This window comes from [Clostridium] aerotolerans DSM 5434, assembly GCF_000687555.1.
GTDB classification, from domain to species: Bacteria; Bacillota; Clostridia; order Lachnospirales; family Lachnospiraceae; genus Lacrimispora; species Lacrimispora aerotolerans.
Map to the genome: position 1 here is coordinate 166,688 of NZ_JHWJ01000005.1, position 15,080 is coordinate 181,767.

Consider the following 15,080-nt stretch of genomic DNA (forward strand, 5'->3'; position numbering starts at 1 on the left):
CTGGTATAAAGCCTGCTTATCCTCATTTTTATGGTAGCTGTGCGATCTGTTCGTGAAGAGGCTTGCGGATTTTTTTTCTTGTGACCTCTACTAAATTTAACTTTGTTATTTCAACTACTGTAGTCTTAACCGGGTCCTTAGAAAGAATCTCATGTAAACGGTTCACCAGCAGTATTCTATCTTCTTCCAATTCCATATCAATGAAATCAATGATTATGATACCAGATAAATTTCTAAGCCTGAGCTGATGGCCAATCTCCTGGGCTGATTCTAAGTTAATCTTCATTATGGTGTCACGAAGTGCCTTTTTCCCAGCATACTTACCGGTATTTACATCAATGACCGTAAGGGCTTCCGTGGGTTCAATGACCAGATATCCCCCTGATTTTAACCAGACCTTTTTCCCCAGGGCCTCATCCATCGATTTCTCAATTCGATACAGCTTATAAAGGGGAAGCAACGGATCTTCATAAGAAACCAGAAGGGATAAGTCCTCAGGTTGATTCTCACTTAAATAATTTTTTAAGGCTTCATAGATATCAGTCTGATCCGTAATCACAGCTTCCAGAGATGACTTAAGACTGTCTCTGATACCAGAAAGATAGGTAGGAGCACCACTATATAACAGACTGTAGCTGGTTCTGTATTTTGCATCCTCTAAAAGCTTCTTTAAGCCACTGTGAAGGGACTGAAATTCGTTCTTAAGATCTTCTTCCACAGCACCATATGCATTGGTCCTTACAATGATTCCGAAGTCCTCATCCTTTAAAGTTTCAAGATAAGACTTCATCTTAAGCTTCCACGTCTGGTCTGTGATCTTAGAAGAGAATCCAATTTGCTTTTTACCGGTGGTAAGAACAAAATACCGTCCGGTAAGGTTAATATTTCCGGTCAGAACAGGTGCCTTTGATTTAACGGCATCCCGTTCTACCTGAACGATAACGTCATCTCCCTGTTTCAGCCTTCCATCCCACGGACGGCCATCGGCATAATGTACCATTCCTTCATTTAAAGACAGATACCCCATCTGACCATTGCCAATGTCAACGAAGGCTGCGTTAATATTCTTTACCAGCTTATTAACCTTTCCAATGTAAACATTGCCTAAAGAGAACCCTTGCTGCTCTGGTTCCACGTTAATCTGAAGTACTTCCTTACCAGAATGAAGGAGGGTTACAATCCCTCCATTCCATCTGGTAATAATCAGCTTATTCACAGGCTGCTCCCATCAGGCCAAGGGGCACCAGGTTCCGGTTTTCGTCGTCTCCTGTATTGCCGTATACTTCCTCTCTTTGAATATGAAACGCAAATTCAGGAAGTGTAAGGCCAAGGAATTGATAATAAGCCTCCATAACAAGCTCTGGCTTTAAATTATCTGCGCTACCGGAAGATACCTTCATAAAAATCCGCTCCCCATCTACGGAAAGCTCATAAATTCCAGTCTTAATATCTACTTCCTTTTCCCCTTTTTTTGTTTTCTTGGTTATAAGGATCTCAGATTGTTTCATAAATTCAGAAAGTCCCTGAAAGAAGCTTTCTAAATCAGCCGGTTCCTTTCCTTCCCTGAAGGTAAGGGTGTAATCAGCCGCAGCAACCAGTGACATTGCATTTTTAGCACGTTCATCCAGTACGTGGCAGTCTGTAACTGAAATACCTTCTACCATAACTGCATTGAGCTGATCCATCATGGTCTTTGTATCTGTCATGGAATTTACTTCGATGTCCATATACTCTCCATTGCTGGTAAGCCCAACGCCTAAAGGCGCTGCAAATGACATGACCTGGTGAGGACTGAAGCCTTCACTGTATTTAATATCGATTTCTGCCCTTCTGATTGCTTTCTGGAAATAACGCATAATATCCAAATGCCCGATGAATTTCACTGGGCCGTGCTTTATAAATTTAATTCTTACCTTCATAGCAGATTCCTCCTTTGAAACTCATGGCTCCACAGCCGGTACATTGCTGACGGCAGTTTGGAGTTACTTTTTCGCCGATGGCATTCTGCCACTCTCTCTTTAAAAACTCTTTGGTTACACCTGCATTAATGAAATCCCATGGAAATAATTCATCAAGATCACGTTCCCTTATGGTATAAAAATCAGGATCTATGCCGCAGGTCTCAAACGCCTTCATCCAGACATCATTTTTAAAATGCTCTGACCAGGAATCATAAATAGCCCCGTTTTTGTAGACCTCTTCAATCAGAGCCGATATCTTTCTGTCACCTCTTGCAAGAACGCCCTCTAATACGGTCAAATCTGCCTCATGGTAGTTGTACTTCAAGCTCTTTCGGTTCAACATTTCACGGAATTTGTCTTTCACGATGTAAGCTCTCTCTAAAAATTCTTCCTTGGTGCACATTTTTGCCCACTGGAATGGGGTAAATGGCTTTGGAACAAAAAAGGAGGAGCTTGCCACGACCTGTACTTTTCCATTTCGCTGATCTTTAGGAATCTCGTAATAAACTTCTGCGACCTTTTCCGAAAGCTCCGCAATTCCTTCCATGTCTTCTACGGTCTCTGTAGGCAGACCAAGCATAAAATAAAGCTTGACCCGGTTCCAGCCGCCGCGGAATGCGTCACTGGCTCCCTTTAAGATAATTTCCTCTGTCAGTCCTTTGTTAATAACATCACGAAGTCTCTGGGAACCTGCTTCCGGAGCAAAGGTCAGACTGCTTTTTTTAATATCCTGAACCTTACTCATTACATCCAGGGAGAATGCATCAATACGAAGGGATGGAAGTGAAATATTAACTCCTTTTCCCTTGAATTCATCAATCAGAAAATTAACGATTCCTTCTAACTGAGAGTAATCACTGGAGCTTAAAGAGCTTAAGGAAATCTCTTCATGTCCGGTGCTTTTTAAAAGCTTATGGGCGTAATCTTTCAAATAATCAAGACTGTGTTCTCTGGAAGGACGGTATACATTGCCGGCCTGGCAGAAACGGCATCCACGAATACAGCCTCTCTGTAATTCCAAAACAACCCGGTCCTGGGTGGCTTTGATAAATGGTACGACAGGCTTTTCAATAAAATAAGCATCATCCATGTTGGTGACGATCTGCTTGGTCACCTTTTCCTTTGCATGAGGATTGTTAGGCTTCATGCTTTCGATGGTGCCGTCTTCTTTATAGGTAACATCATAAAAGGCAGGAACGTAAATGCCTTCTATTTCTGCGGCCATCTGAAGGAATTCCTTACGGGTTCCGCCATTTTTCTTATTTTCCTTATAGCGGTCCATTAAATCAAAGTAGACTGTCTCTCCTTCTCCAATATAAAACAGATCAAAAAATGGGGCCAGAGGCTCTGGATTATAAGCGCATGGGCCGCCACCGATGAGGATAGGATCTTCCTCTGTCCTGTCCTCGGTATGGAACGGAATCTTGCCTAAGTCGAGAATCTGCAAGATATTGGTATAGCACATCTCATACTGCAAGGTGATTCCGATAAAGTCAAATTCTTTAATGGGGTCCTGTGATTCCAACGCAAAAAGAGGGATGTTTTCTTCCCTCATAATCTTGTCCAAATCGGTCCATGGAGAATAGATGCGTTCACAGTAAATATCATCTCTGCGGTTAAACATATCGTATAAAATCTGCATCCCTAAATGGGACATACCGATCTCATATACGTCGGGGAAACACATGGCAAAGCGGATATCCACTTCGTTCGGATCCTTCCTGGCCATATTTACCTCGTTACCGATATAACGGGCAGGTTTTTCAATTTTCATTAAAATTTCATCACTTAAAGCTAATTTTCTCATGCCTATTCCTTTTTTACATGTGAATCAATCACATTTTATAATTGATTGTGTTGCATAAAATATTGAAAGTGATTTATGCAATGCATTCTCTGATAGCCATTTGCTTTCATAAATAGCATTCAACACTACGCATAATTATATAGGATTTTTCGGTATTAGGCAACATGATTTAAAAATTGACAATTAAGCAAATGGACTTTCATAGATTTGCTGTCTTGTCACTAAAGAGCGGTATAATCTATTATTCTCCATTAAATCTCTATGGTATCCGATTCCAGCGGTTTTTCCATCCTTTAAAATAATAATTTGGTCTGAGTTTTCAATAGTTGATAAACGGTGAGCTATTATTATTGTTGTCCGACCTTTCATCAGTTTATTTAAAGAGTTTTGAACCAGGTATTCCGAAGTGCTGTCAAGATGAGATGTGGCCTCGTCTAAGAGAAGGATTTCTGGTTTTCTTATTAGCGCCCTGGCAATTACAATTCTTTGCCGCTGTCCTCCTGACAGGTTTGTTCCCCGTTCACCTACTTTTGTATGTATTCCTTTTGGAAGCTTTTCGATAAATTCAAGCAATCCAACATCCAATAAGGCTTTCGTAAGATCTTCATTGTCATAGTTTTCAATTCCATAAGTTAGATTATCATGAATTGTTCCTTGCATTAATGGGGCCTCTTGAGAGACATATGCGATCTTATTTCTCCACTCATAAAGATCATAGTTCTGAATAGGCACACCCCCATAACAGATATTCCCGGAGGAAGGAAGATAAAACCTTTCTAATAGAAGAAAAAAAGTAGTCTTTCCCACACCACTTTCACCGATAATTGCAGTAACAGATCCTTTTTGAATCCTAAAATCAACAGATTGAAGTATCATTCTGTTATTATGATACCCAAAATTCAAACCCTGCACTTCTATATCCTGAGGCGGTAAAAGGCTTGCTGACAGTTTTCCTGAAATCCCAGGTTCTTCTTCTTCTGCAAAAAGTTGGTTAATCCTTCCAGCTGATACAATAAATTTGAGAAGCTTTGCAGAGAAGCTTCCAAAGATAGTGACTGGGCCAGTCAACTCAAAAAGATAGAATATGACAGCCACAAATTGACCTGCTGATAAACTTCCTTGAGAAACTCTAATACTACAGTACCCAAAGATGACCAAAAACAATAGCATAAGTAAGATGTTTGCGCAAGGCTGAATCAAGGCAAATATTTTGTTCTCCAGACTGCTTAAGTGGAATAAATTTCTAATGATTTTTTGGCCCTGAATACTTTCATACTCCTCTGCCTGGCTGGATTTAATTGTTCTGATTTCATAGAGAACCTGATTAATCCTATTCTGAAATCCTTCCGTTTCTCTTTGTATGGATTGAGATATATCATATTCTCGTCGGGCTATAAAAGAAATCAATAAAAGTGTCGCAGGAATAGCAAAAAAGATTAACAATGATATCTTCCAATCAATAATAAAAATAATTGCTCCAATTATCACAAGGTAAATACTACCTGAAATAACGGAAAATGTCTCAGTAGTAAAAAAATCTTTAATAACTATAGCATCATTCGTTAACCGGCTCATGGTTTCACCATTGCTGACAGAATCATAAAAGGAAACCGGAAGCCGTAATATTTTTTCCCAGATTTTGAGCCGCAGATTCTTTAATAGACCCGCAGCCAGATTTGAAAGCATGAGATAATGAAAAGATGAAATAAGCAGTTTTATAAATAAGATCATAAGAACGGGCAAATAATTGAATATGCTCAGATGAACATCCATAAGAGGATTGTCAATCATATCCATGACAGCTACTGGTGTTACAACAGTAGCCACAATTTCAAACAAGGCAGCAAGGATGGCGAATATGACAAGTTTTCTGGATGGTAAGAAGTATCTGATACTCTTAATTGCCATAACGCCTTCCCTAAATCTGATCCAATATTCTTTCAACTGCTACCTCCTTGTATAAACCTGCCTCCGATAAGTTAGTCACTCATCAAATAAATAATGTTCAATTTCTTCCGCTGGCATTCCGATTTTCTCCAGTTGATCCCAGAGATCCTCATAACCAGTTAAGGAATAAGTTTTCCACAGTTTTGCAACTAAAGCTGTGATAATATAGTTTGCAACGCTGGAACCAAGAGAAACATTTCCTATCAACCTCTCAGAATCATCATCATAATCAATCCATTCTGGAGTTGCCTTTACTATATTTAAGGTTCTGTCCAATAATATCATATTATAAATAGATGTAATTCCGATACCTAAAACATTAGAAAAAGAAAATGGATAGCATTCCTTTGTCGTTTCAATATCCCGGGGAGCTATGATAATACAACCTTTTGATACCGCATAGTCACACGCGTTCTGCAAATCATCTTTAAAATCCTGAGATAGTGTTGCGCCTCCAATGGAGATAACATTTGCACCAGAATCAGCTGCTAAATATATGCCTTTAATCATATTTTCACATCTGCAGTCTCCGCCTGAGAGAGCTCTTACAACAAAAAATTCTGCATCCGGATATATGCTTTCTACGATTCTTACTGCCAGGTTTCCATGTTCTTCACTGGAATAAAAATCATTATCTGTTTTTACACTCCCGTTTTCATAAAAAACATGAACTCCACCTATAAGATTGACTTTTCTACTCTGACTTATGCCAGTATCTATAATAGCCACTTTCGTTTGTTTATTTTTTCCAGGGCCATCCTTATTGACCTGATTCAGAAGAAGGCAATTTTTTAAGAGTTCTGCTTTAGTGTATACTTCTACTTCATGGAACCTTTTGATTTTATTAATTTGTTCCTTGGTAATTCGGCAGAATATTACACTGTATTCATCTAGTGTAATATTTAATTTACCAAGGCAGTCAAACTCGACATAGATATCTGTATCCGCTGGTTCCACTCCTTTCAGACGAATGGTATGGGTATCCCCACTGTAATACATTCCCTGCAAATAATGTTCGACAAAGTCCTGATAAAATAAATGAATCAACTTATCACGATCTGTCTGGTAATCCGTATTTAATCCAGGCGGAGGTAATATAGTAAAAAATTTATCAATGTACTTATAAACAGAATTGTATCTAGTCTCCGCTATAAGTAAAATTTCTTGGTCTGGGGATTCAAAACAGGAATTTAAATGTAAAAAAGCCTGTTCAATAAAGAAAAACATCCTTTTACTTCCCCGAAATTCATCTGAAATAATCAAAATATCAATATGTACCAGCCAGTCACCAGCCCGTTTCACTCTCTTCCATGTAATCAGTCCTTCCATTTTGTCATCTATAAGCAATACTGCAAGTAAAGAGTTTTTACGAAATAATCTGCTGAATAAATTAAATGTCTGGTTATGATTATCAAGATGCCGGCGCATGAAATAATAAATAGATTTGGTTTGCTCATTCCATAAGATGAATTCATCCCGGTTAAAATCCATAATCTCCACACGCATATTTTCAGATTGCTTAGATATGGTTATCATATATTGACCATGCCTACTTCGTATTCTCTTATTAGCATCCGATATATGGATTCCTTATAATCATCGTTACAGGCAGGAGCACAATAATCCCCTTTTAATGTTTTGTTATAAACACGGCACCCTCCCATACATAGGCCACTGACATCGCAGCCCTTACAGAATTCAAACTTGTCCAGGTGGTAGAGATTTCTGGTATTTAATGTCCGCTTTTTGATTAGCTCATGCCCGTCTGTTAGAACATTCCCAAGAATTTCTGAGGTAGGTATTCCACACAAATAGCAGCTACCATCAGGTGATACGGTTATCTGCTTTCCGATTCCACATATTTCCCGGAAGGTAATAGGCATGGGGGCAGAATCACAGAGATGATTCTTAATAAGCTGGGTATGCACGTCAAATAATAGTTTTTCAAAATCCGTGTAACTACAGATAAGGCCCTGTTCAGCAAGATCCTTTCCTCTGCCAACAGCTCTGGCGATGGAAAATGAGAAATGATTTCTATTATTTACTAAGGAACGGTTTTTAATTAAAAAGGGAATGAAGTTCTCCCTTATGTCTTTTTCATTAATTCTAGTAACTGTGGTATGCATATTAAGGCTGATTCCCTTTTCATTGAGATAATACAATGTGTTCATAACCTTTTTAAAATTGCCATCACCTCGGACTTTATCAAAAATCTCTTCTGTAAAGCCATCAAGACTAATCTGAAAATCACTTATATTATCCAATAAAAAGTTTATTTTAGTCACATCTTTATCAATCCAGTCACTAAATAAAAATCCATTTGTTAAAAGAGTTATTCCTGCTGTATTTGGCTTAATATAACGAACGAAATCTGTTAATAATTCCGCATTTAACAGCGGTTCGCCACCAGATATTGCCACCTTAGGCTTATGAGGAAAGATATTGAGAAGCTCATCAAAAACCCTGCAAAATGTATTGGTATCTGCGCTCATCATATCAGGAAAATCAGTAGCAAAACAATGTACGCACTCTGCGTTGCATTTATATGTCATATCAAATTTAATATCAAGTATTTCATCAGCAGTGTCAAAAGGCTCAGTATGTTTATTGGCATGTACAATATCACCAAGAAGTTTTTGGTATTTCTGACGTATTTCGTCTTCCGTACAATCAATGAATTGGCTGCTGTAATGTTCAAAGGCTTCACCAATACTCATACCGTCATATAGCTTTTGGAAACAATCCATACCTTCATCATCCGTAACAAAATAATTTTTGAATTCAGGAAATAGAACCAAATTAAAATGATCAATTTTTATAGAGCTATATCTACTGGTAAAATGAATTTGATTATTATATTCTAATAACATATATAGTTTCCTTTCTACAGCAAGCTGCGGCCAATGCATTGAGTATCAAAACATAGCCGCAGCGATATAAGTAATTTAATTCCTGTTAAATGCCTCAGGAATTATTAGCAGGTACAACTACTTTTACCATTGGATCCCCATAAAAAGCCGCCGGGACGGCTGCAATTGGTGCTGCTTTTACTGTTGACCTGAAGCTTAACACGGTTGTCCTCAGGAATTGTAAAACCTTGCTTTACATTAGATTGCTCATGGTTTTTGTTCATATTCACGCCACCCTTTCAAAGTTAAATAGTATGTATATATGCTTCATGCAATCAGAATCACAGTTTTCTATATTCTGATAACTTATTTATCTTCCTTTGTACACAAACTGAGACAATGCATCAATTACCATAACAAAATCACAGCTGCTTTAATAATAACTTTCCTGTTGGACCTATCAAATTATAATTAACAGGTACATTGGCTCTGACCATTACCTCCCCATAAGAATCCACCAGGACGGTTACAGTTGGAACTGCTTTTACTGTTGACCTGAAGACGAACACGGCGATCCTCAGGAATGGTAAAACCTTGCTTTACATTTGGTTGTTTTTGGTTTTTGCTCATATTTCCACCACCTTTCAATAATAAATGTTATTTATATTAAACATCAAAAATAAATGCTTAATATCAATATTTTGCACTCTAAATGGATAATAAGCTAAGTTTTCATCATGTTTCTATCATGTACTGGTGTGAGGCATTGACGAATTATTATCATTATTAAATATATAAGATATTTGAAATGCAATCAATATTTTGGGATATTTGAAAGATTTCCGGGATATTATGTAATAGCTAATTTAAGTCTTACCAGTTAACTACTTTAAAGTAATATAGTAAAAAATTATTGGCAGAAGGAATAAGCCCTTTGTTTTAAAAGGCTTATTCCTATCCTTCCCATTTGATTGTGTGTACTAAACGCAAAAAATGGAGCTTATTAGATAATCGCAGATGCAAATAGCATAGTATCTTATGCTGCATATTAAAATTATAAATTCATAAAAGATATGTTAAATGAACTATGGAAATGCGATAGACGGGTACTCAATTAATATCACTTATTATGAGGCTGGAATTAATATTTTAATACAGAAGAATCTTTCTAGTTCGTAGATATCAATATGTCCATGATATTTATTGATAATATCATTTATCTGTAGAAATCCATATCCATGATCCTCCTTGTTATATTTAGTGGTAACGAGATTGGAATTCACTCCTAATATAGAGGTTTCAATGGTGTTTTTTATAAAATAGGTCTGATAGCCAGCATGATTAAATATCTCAATATGTATCTGCTTTTCTTCTTGCCCTTCTACAGCTTCTATTGCATTATCAAGAATATTACATAGTAATATGCATAAATCAAATTCCTCTAAGTAAAGTTTCTTTAAATCTTCAATCTGAGCAAATATCTTTATGTTTTTTTTATAAGCCTGACTGAGCTTATGATTAATGATAAAATTAAGAGAGTTATCGGAAAGCTTTATAAAATTAAAATTTAGATCTGCATTGTTTATTAATTCTACAATATACTCTTTTGCTTTATCATAATTTTTACTTTCTAAATTATAAGCTATATAAGTTAAATGGTTTTTTATATCATGATTAATCCGGGCCATTCTTTCAACTTGTTGATTATTTCCTTCCAAATACCGCTCATCCTCATTTATCTGCATGAGGAGATCATTTACATAAGAAAGTCTGCTTTTACTGTTCATTTTAGCATACATATAAAAGAATATAACCTGACTGGCCACAATGCCAATAATAAGAAGTACGAAACCATGCCGTTCCTTTAAAATATCATTATTGATTGAATATAAGATAACAACTATATAAGCAATATTATAAATAGAGTTACTTATCATAGGCTGAATGTTATCATTTTTAGACGTAATATTTCTCTCTTCTAAAAAAATATAAAATCTAACAAAGCCCCATAGAAAACTATTCAAAATCAAACATAATAATACATTAAACGTATGAGGAATCATGAAGAAATCAAGACTTTTATTCATAAGTAATAGAAACAAATCGAAGGTCATAGAACTTGATAACATCAATGTTCCAAAATAAAGAATACAGAACCAAAGAAGACCAAATTTTGTTCGACATTCAAATTTCCATATAATCATTAAAAGATAGGAAACGAAAATACTTCCTGTGATAACCAAAACATGAACATTTACGCCAGAAAACCAAATGTTCATTAGCAATATTGAAAACAACATTAAAAATTGAGGCTTGTCATTCCATTTATATCCGTTATATCTTATTAAAAAGAAAACAGCGAGCAAAGAGTCAAATATAATTAGGTTGAATTGAAATATACTCATAATTGATTTTATCTTAAACTCCTTTTATATTCAGAAATTAATCTGTTTCTACGATTTCTGCTTAGCGGAAGCGAAATTATATTATCATTAAAACTAATTTCTACCATAGACCCTCTGATAAGATAGATATATTTCAAATTAACCAAAAATCCGCTATGTATACGAACAAATCTCTTATCTTCCAATTGTTCTTCAATGAGTTTTAAAGTAGATCTAAATACATATGAATCTCCATTTAAGACTATCTTAACATTATTATGCAAAGATTCAAAATAGACAATATCATGAATCTTCACTTCCTTGTGCGTAACCGGATTAATTGGCACATTAAAAATTTCCATATTATTCTTTATTATAGATACAGCGCTGACCAATGCTTCATTTAATTCATTTATATGAGATTTTCTGATAAATCTGAATGGTTGGAGTTTAAATGATTCATATACATACATGTCCATGTTTGTAATGAATAAGACCAGTAACTGATCATTATATATTCTTACTTCCTTAACTACATCAAACCCTATTATATCCGGCATCTCAATATCTATTAAAAGCAAATCGATAGGAGTATGCTTTGCCATTTTAATAACATGTCTTGGGTCGGTAAATTCATAACAAGTATATTGAATCAGTGGATCAAGTATGATACATAACCTTTCTTTAATTAATTTTACAGCACTTGCCTCATCATCACAAACAACGATATGCATTTTCATATTCATTCCCCTTTATTATAATGTGTGTATATTATAATAATACAATGTTACTTTCACTTTATAATTTGCAACAATCATATTATAATACTATTTTTACACAAAATAAAGTTTTATTAAATTAAAGACAGTTATTTGCAAAATAATATTATTTTCATCATTTAATTCGATATATTACAACATTCTTTTGCAATGTTATCAACAAATTACTCCTTTACTATCTTATAAGATTGATTCCGCAAATAGTTTCTATTTCTGAAAAAACAAAAAACCGTCAAGATAATCTTGACGGCGATTTATATATTTTATATTGCAAAAAAATAAGATTTATTAAAGCTTAAATTAAAAAAAACTTGTAAAAAAGCTAATTCATCTTAAGATGAAAATCAAGTGCCCCATCCTCTAATTCTAACGCAAAGCCTTCTACTCCAAACACCTGTTTTACCCTTTTCTTTTGAAGAACCTCAGATGGTCTGCCGCCGCAAACAACATTTCCCTGCTTCATTAAATACAGGGTGTCGCAATAATGCGCCGCCAGCCTTAAATCGTGTAAGACGATTAAAATGGTCTTTTTGCTTTGCTTTAAAATATCTAAAATATAAAGCTGATGTTTGATATCTAAGTGGTTGGTGGGTTCGTCAAGAATTATGGTATCCACGCCCTGGGCAAATGCTCTTGAGATGAAGACTAATTTCCGCTCTCCACCAGATAAGCTTTGTATGTTCCGGTCTTTTAAATGTGAAATTCCTAACTGTTCCAGAGAATTCAAAACAATCTCCTGCTCCGCCCGTTTGCTCATTCTTCCCCGGATAGGAACGGCCATGGAAACGATTTCATAAGCAGTAAAATCAAAGGTACAGCTGTTATCCTGGCCCACATAACCATAACGCTTAGCCAGCTGCTTGTTGTTTAATCCTGTCACGGAACGGCCATCGAGTAATATATCTCCTTCGTCCATAGAATTGAGTCCCAGAGTCGTTTTTAACAGCGTTGACTTTCCACAGCCGTTTGGTCCTATAATTCCTGTTATAATACCGCTTTCCGCCGTTAAATTCACTCCATGTACGATTCTGTTTCTTCCAACTGATACACTGACATCTTTATATTCTATCTTCATACTCCTCCTTTTCTCCCGTTCTCTTACGCTCTAACTCCATAATTTTTCCGAATCATAAGAAATAGGAAAAATGGCGCCCCAACAAATGCAGTAATAATACCTATCGGAAGCTCTGCCGCCCGGAATGCGCTGCGGGCCAGGCTGTCTGCCCACATGAGGTAAATGGCTCCTGATAATGAACTGAGTGGAATCACCAGTTTATTATTGCTGGAGCGGATCATCAGACGAACCACATGAGGTACCACCAGGCCCACAAAGCCTATGATACCGGTAACAGAAACCAGGGAGGCAACGATTACCGAGCATACAATAAACATACCAGCTCTAACATGCTTTACGGACAGACCAAGAGCTGCCGCATCCTCATCTCCCATCATCATCAGGTTTAAATTCCCTGACTGAAGGATACAAACGACGAGACCGAGAAGAACGCCAAGAGCTGGGATAGTCAGTGTGGACCACTGAGCAGCTGCCAGGCTTCCCATCTGCCAGTTATACACAGCAGCAATGCTTTCAGAGCTTTTTGCAATAAATATTAAAAAACCTGTGACAGCACTCATTACTGCATTGATTGCGGTTCCGGAAAGCAATAAGGTGACCGGATGAAGCTTACCGCCTCCGGCAAATTTTGCCATGAAGTACACCAGAGCAGAGGATATCAGAGCACCAACCATAGCCATGATTGTAGTCTGATACTGGCCTCCGAAGAATGGAATCGGAAGAAGCAGCGCGCAGGCTGCCCCCGAAGATGCACCTGAGGATATGCCAAGAATATATGGGTCGGCAATGGGATTCAAAACCAGTGCCTGCATCACTGCTCCGCATAATCCAAGACCGGCACCGCATAAGATACCAAACAATACTCTGGGAAGCCGGATATTCCAGATGATCTGATAATCCGCCCTCCCCCATAAGCCCTCTTTTAATTCCCGTCCGCCATGTAAGACCTGGTCATTTAAGATTCCGTAGACCACAGACAGGGAAATGTCTGTGGAGCCTTTGGATATCACAAACAGGAGAGAAACAAACAAAACAGCAATCAGTACAGGAAACAGAATGATTCCTCTTAGATTCCTACCATTCTCCTGTCTCATTGTTTGAATTTCTCCGGATAGAAAAATTCAGCAAAGCTTTTGCACGCGCTGGCTGACCGGATATTCTGCATAACCGTTACCAGAGGAACCGTTAAGTAGGCCTTATTTTTAACGGCTGTTACATCAGCAAGTGCTGGGTTATTATTCATAAAATCCATTTTTTCCTCAATGGTCTGCTGACCGTAATCATTAAAGATAATAATATCAGGATTTGTTTTCACAATCGTTTCCACGCTGGTGTTGAACCAACGGGAGTCAGCCATGTTTCTGGTTGCGTTAATACCGCCTGCCAGTTCAATTAAGTTGCTTTGCAAGCCAGCTGATGTAGTATATATTTCATTTCCCTTAAAGGTGTCCATGACAAAGACTTTTACTTTGTCCTTTTCCTCAATATCAGAAACAGCGGTCTGGATATCCGTGATTTCCCCTTTCATCTTATCAATCAAAGCCGAAGCCCTGTCTTCTACCTTAAATATTTTACCAAGGTTTTCAATGTCGGTATAAACATCTTCTATGGTTTCGTCTTTTACAAGGGTGCCGGTTATGGTATAGCAGTTCACGCCTTTGTTGCCGAACATATCGTAGGTTCCCCACTTGCTTTCCTGAAAGGAACTGATTTGTCCGATCACAAGGTCTGCTTCCAAAGCTACAGCGTTCTCATGTGAGACCTCTATCTCAGGTATGGAGGCAAACTCATCTGCCAATTCCGGAAGAGGGGTTTCTGCCTTGCTAGCTGGTACATTTCTTCCTGCTATATAATCTTTTAGTCCAAGCATTACCATGTTTTCAGCACTGTATAAATTACAGCAAAGTACCTTCTGGGGCATGGAGGTAAAGGTAATGGTCCTGTCACCATTTTGAATTACTACCTCGCCATACGCATCTGCGTCCTGACCAGCTGCTTCTGTTATGGCAGTTGATGTTTCGGCCTTTTTTTCACCTGATGGCGCTGCTGTAGAACATCCTGTTGCAGAAAGGATTATGGCGGCTGCCAGTGCAATTAATCTTTTTTTCATCTTTTGTCTCCTCAACCTCTGTTATTTTCTGATTTCATAATTTCCATAGAACTACGCCATGATGGTTCTTGCCGAGAACAAAAAGATCACAAAGAAAAACCCCTGATATCTGCCTTTGCGCAAATACTAGGGGTATTTTACCATGAACAACAAACCGCCATCAGGTAC

The 15,080-nt window shown here is 37.3% G+C and carries 13 protein-coding genes; all 13 read right to left on the bottom strand.

What is annotated here, in order from left to right:
* Positions 1–28 precede the first annotated feature (28 nt).
* Positions 29–1,216 (bottom strand): ribonuclease E/G, encoded by a 1,188-nt coding sequence (locus T546_RS0109145; RefSeq protein WP_026891348.1) that lies wholly within the window; start codon positions 1,214–1,216, stop codon positions 29–31.
* The gene (locus tag T546_RS0109150) at positions 1,209–1,919 is read right to left on the bottom strand and encodes a TIGR03936 family radical SAM-associated protein (RefSeq protein WP_026891349.1); all 711 of its coding nucleotides are present in this window, start codon (positions 1,917–1,919) and stop codon (positions 1,209–1,211) included. The genes T546_RS0109145 and T546_RS0109150 overlap by 8 nt, the downstream gene beginning before the upstream one ends.
* Positions 1,903–3,768, bottom strand: a complete 1,866-nt coding sequence (locus T546_RS0109155; RefSeq protein WP_026891350.1) for a TIGR03960 family B12-binding radical SAM protein — start codon at positions 3,766–3,768, stop codon at positions 1,903–1,905. The genes T546_RS0109150 and T546_RS0109155 overlap by 17 nt, the downstream gene beginning before the upstream one ends.
* 183 nt (positions 3,769–3,951) lie before the next feature.
* On the bottom strand, positions 3,952–5,712 hold the full coding sequence (locus T546_RS23195) for an ABC transporter ATP-binding protein (RefSeq protein WP_051629696.1): 1,761 nt from the start codon (positions 5,710–5,712) through the stop codon (positions 3,952–3,954).
* A gap of 39 nt (positions 5,713–5,751) precedes the next feature.
* Positions 5,752–6,978, bottom strand: coding sequence for a S8 family serine peptidase (locus T546_RS0109165; RefSeq protein ID WP_166429805.1), 1,227 nt, complete (start codon positions 6,976–6,978; stop codon positions 5,752–5,754).
* Positions 6,979–7,247: 269 nt separating this feature from the next.
* A complete protein-coding gene (locus tag T546_RS0109170) occupies positions 7,248–8,432 on the bottom strand; it encodes a radical SAM/SPASM domain-containing protein (protein WP_166429806.1) in 1,185 nt (394 codons plus the stop codon).
* 257 nt (positions 8,433–8,689) lie between these two features.
* The gene (locus tag T546_RS25290) at positions 8,690–8,848 is read right to left on the bottom strand and encodes a hypothetical protein (protein ID WP_156951307.1); all 159 of its coding nucleotides are present in this window, start codon (positions 8,846–8,848) and stop codon (positions 8,690–8,692) included.
* A 187-nt stretch (positions 8,849–9,035) separates the two neighbouring features.
* The gene (locus T546_RS25295; RefSeq protein WP_156951308.1) at positions 9,036–9,194 is read right to left on the bottom strand and encodes a hypothetical protein; all 159 of its coding nucleotides are present in this window, start codon (positions 9,192–9,194) and stop codon (positions 9,036–9,038) included.
* A 497-nt stretch (positions 9,195–9,691) separates the two neighbouring features.
* Complete coding sequence (locus T546_RS0109185) at positions 9,692–10,969, bottom strand: sensor histidine kinase (RefSeq protein ID WP_084326271.1); 1,278 nt, start codon at positions 10,967–10,969, stop codon at positions 9,692–9,694.
* Between the two features lie 8 nt (positions 10,970–10,977).
* Complete coding sequence (locus tag T546_RS0109190; RefSeq protein ID WP_026891354.1) at positions 10,978–11,688, bottom strand: LytR/AlgR family response regulator transcription factor; 711 nt, start codon at positions 11,686–11,688, stop codon at positions 10,978–10,980.
* A 361-nt stretch (positions 11,689–12,049) separates the two neighbouring features.
* Positions 12,050–12,802 (bottom strand): ABC transporter ATP-binding protein, encoded by a 753-nt coding sequence (locus T546_RS0109195; RefSeq protein WP_026891355.1) that lies wholly within the window; start codon positions 12,800–12,802, stop codon positions 12,050–12,052.
* Positions 12,803–12,825: 23 nt separating this feature from the next.
* The gene (locus T546_RS0109200; RefSeq protein WP_034598671.1) at positions 12,826–13,896 is read right to left on the bottom strand and encodes a FecCD family ABC transporter permease; all 1,071 of its coding nucleotides are present in this window, start codon (positions 13,894–13,896) and stop codon (positions 12,826–12,828) included.
* The gene (locus T546_RS0109205) at positions 13,893–14,912 is read right to left on the bottom strand and encodes an ABC transporter substrate-binding protein (protein WP_026891357.1); all 1,020 of its coding nucleotides are present in this window, start codon (positions 14,910–14,912) and stop codon (positions 13,893–13,895) included. The genes T546_RS0109200 and T546_RS0109205 overlap by 4 nt, the downstream gene beginning before the upstream one ends.
* Positions 14,913–15,080 lie beyond the last annotated feature (168 nt).

Excerpts from the sequence above, each read along its gene's own strand:
- T546_RS0109150 (WP_026891349.1), bottom strand. The coding sequence starts at position 1,919 with ATGAAGGTAAGAATTAAATTTATAAAGCACGGCCCAGTGAAATTCATC.
- T546_RS0109155 (WP_026891350.1), bottom strand. The coding sequence starts at position 3,768 with ATGAGAAAATTAGCTTTAAGTGATGAAATTTTAATGAAAATTGAAAAA.
- T546_RS0109170 (WP_166429806.1), bottom strand. The coding sequence starts at position 8,432 with ATGAGTATTGGTGAAGCCTTTGAACATTACAGCAGCCAATTCATTGAT.
- T546_RS25290 (WP_156951307.1), bottom strand. The coding sequence starts at position 8,848 with ATGAACAAAAACCATGAGCAATCTAATGTAAAGCAAGGTTTTACAATT.
- T546_RS25295 (WP_156951308.1), bottom strand. The coding sequence starts at position 9,194 with ATGAGCAAAAACCAAAAACAACCAAATGTAAAGCAAGGTTTTACCATT.
- T546_RS0109185 (WP_084326271.1), bottom strand. The coding sequence starts at position 10,969 with ATGAGTATATTTCAATTCAACCTAATTATATTTGACTCTTTGCTCGCT.
- T546_RS0109190 (WP_026891354.1), bottom strand. The coding sequence starts at position 11,688 with ATGAAAATGCATATCGTTGTTTGTGATGATGAGGCAAGTGCTGTAAAA.
- T546_RS0109195 (WP_026891355.1), bottom strand. The coding sequence starts at position 12,802 with ATGAAGATAGAATATAAAGATGTCAGTGTATCAGTTGGAAGAAACAGA.
- T546_RS0109200 (WP_034598671.1), bottom strand. The coding sequence starts at position 13,896 with ATGAGACAGGAGAATGGTAGGAATCTAAGAGGAATCATTCTGTTTCCT.
- T546_RS0109205 (WP_026891357.1), bottom strand. The coding sequence starts at position 14,912 with ATGAAAAAAAGATTAATTGCACTGGCAGCCGCCATAATCCTTTCTGCA.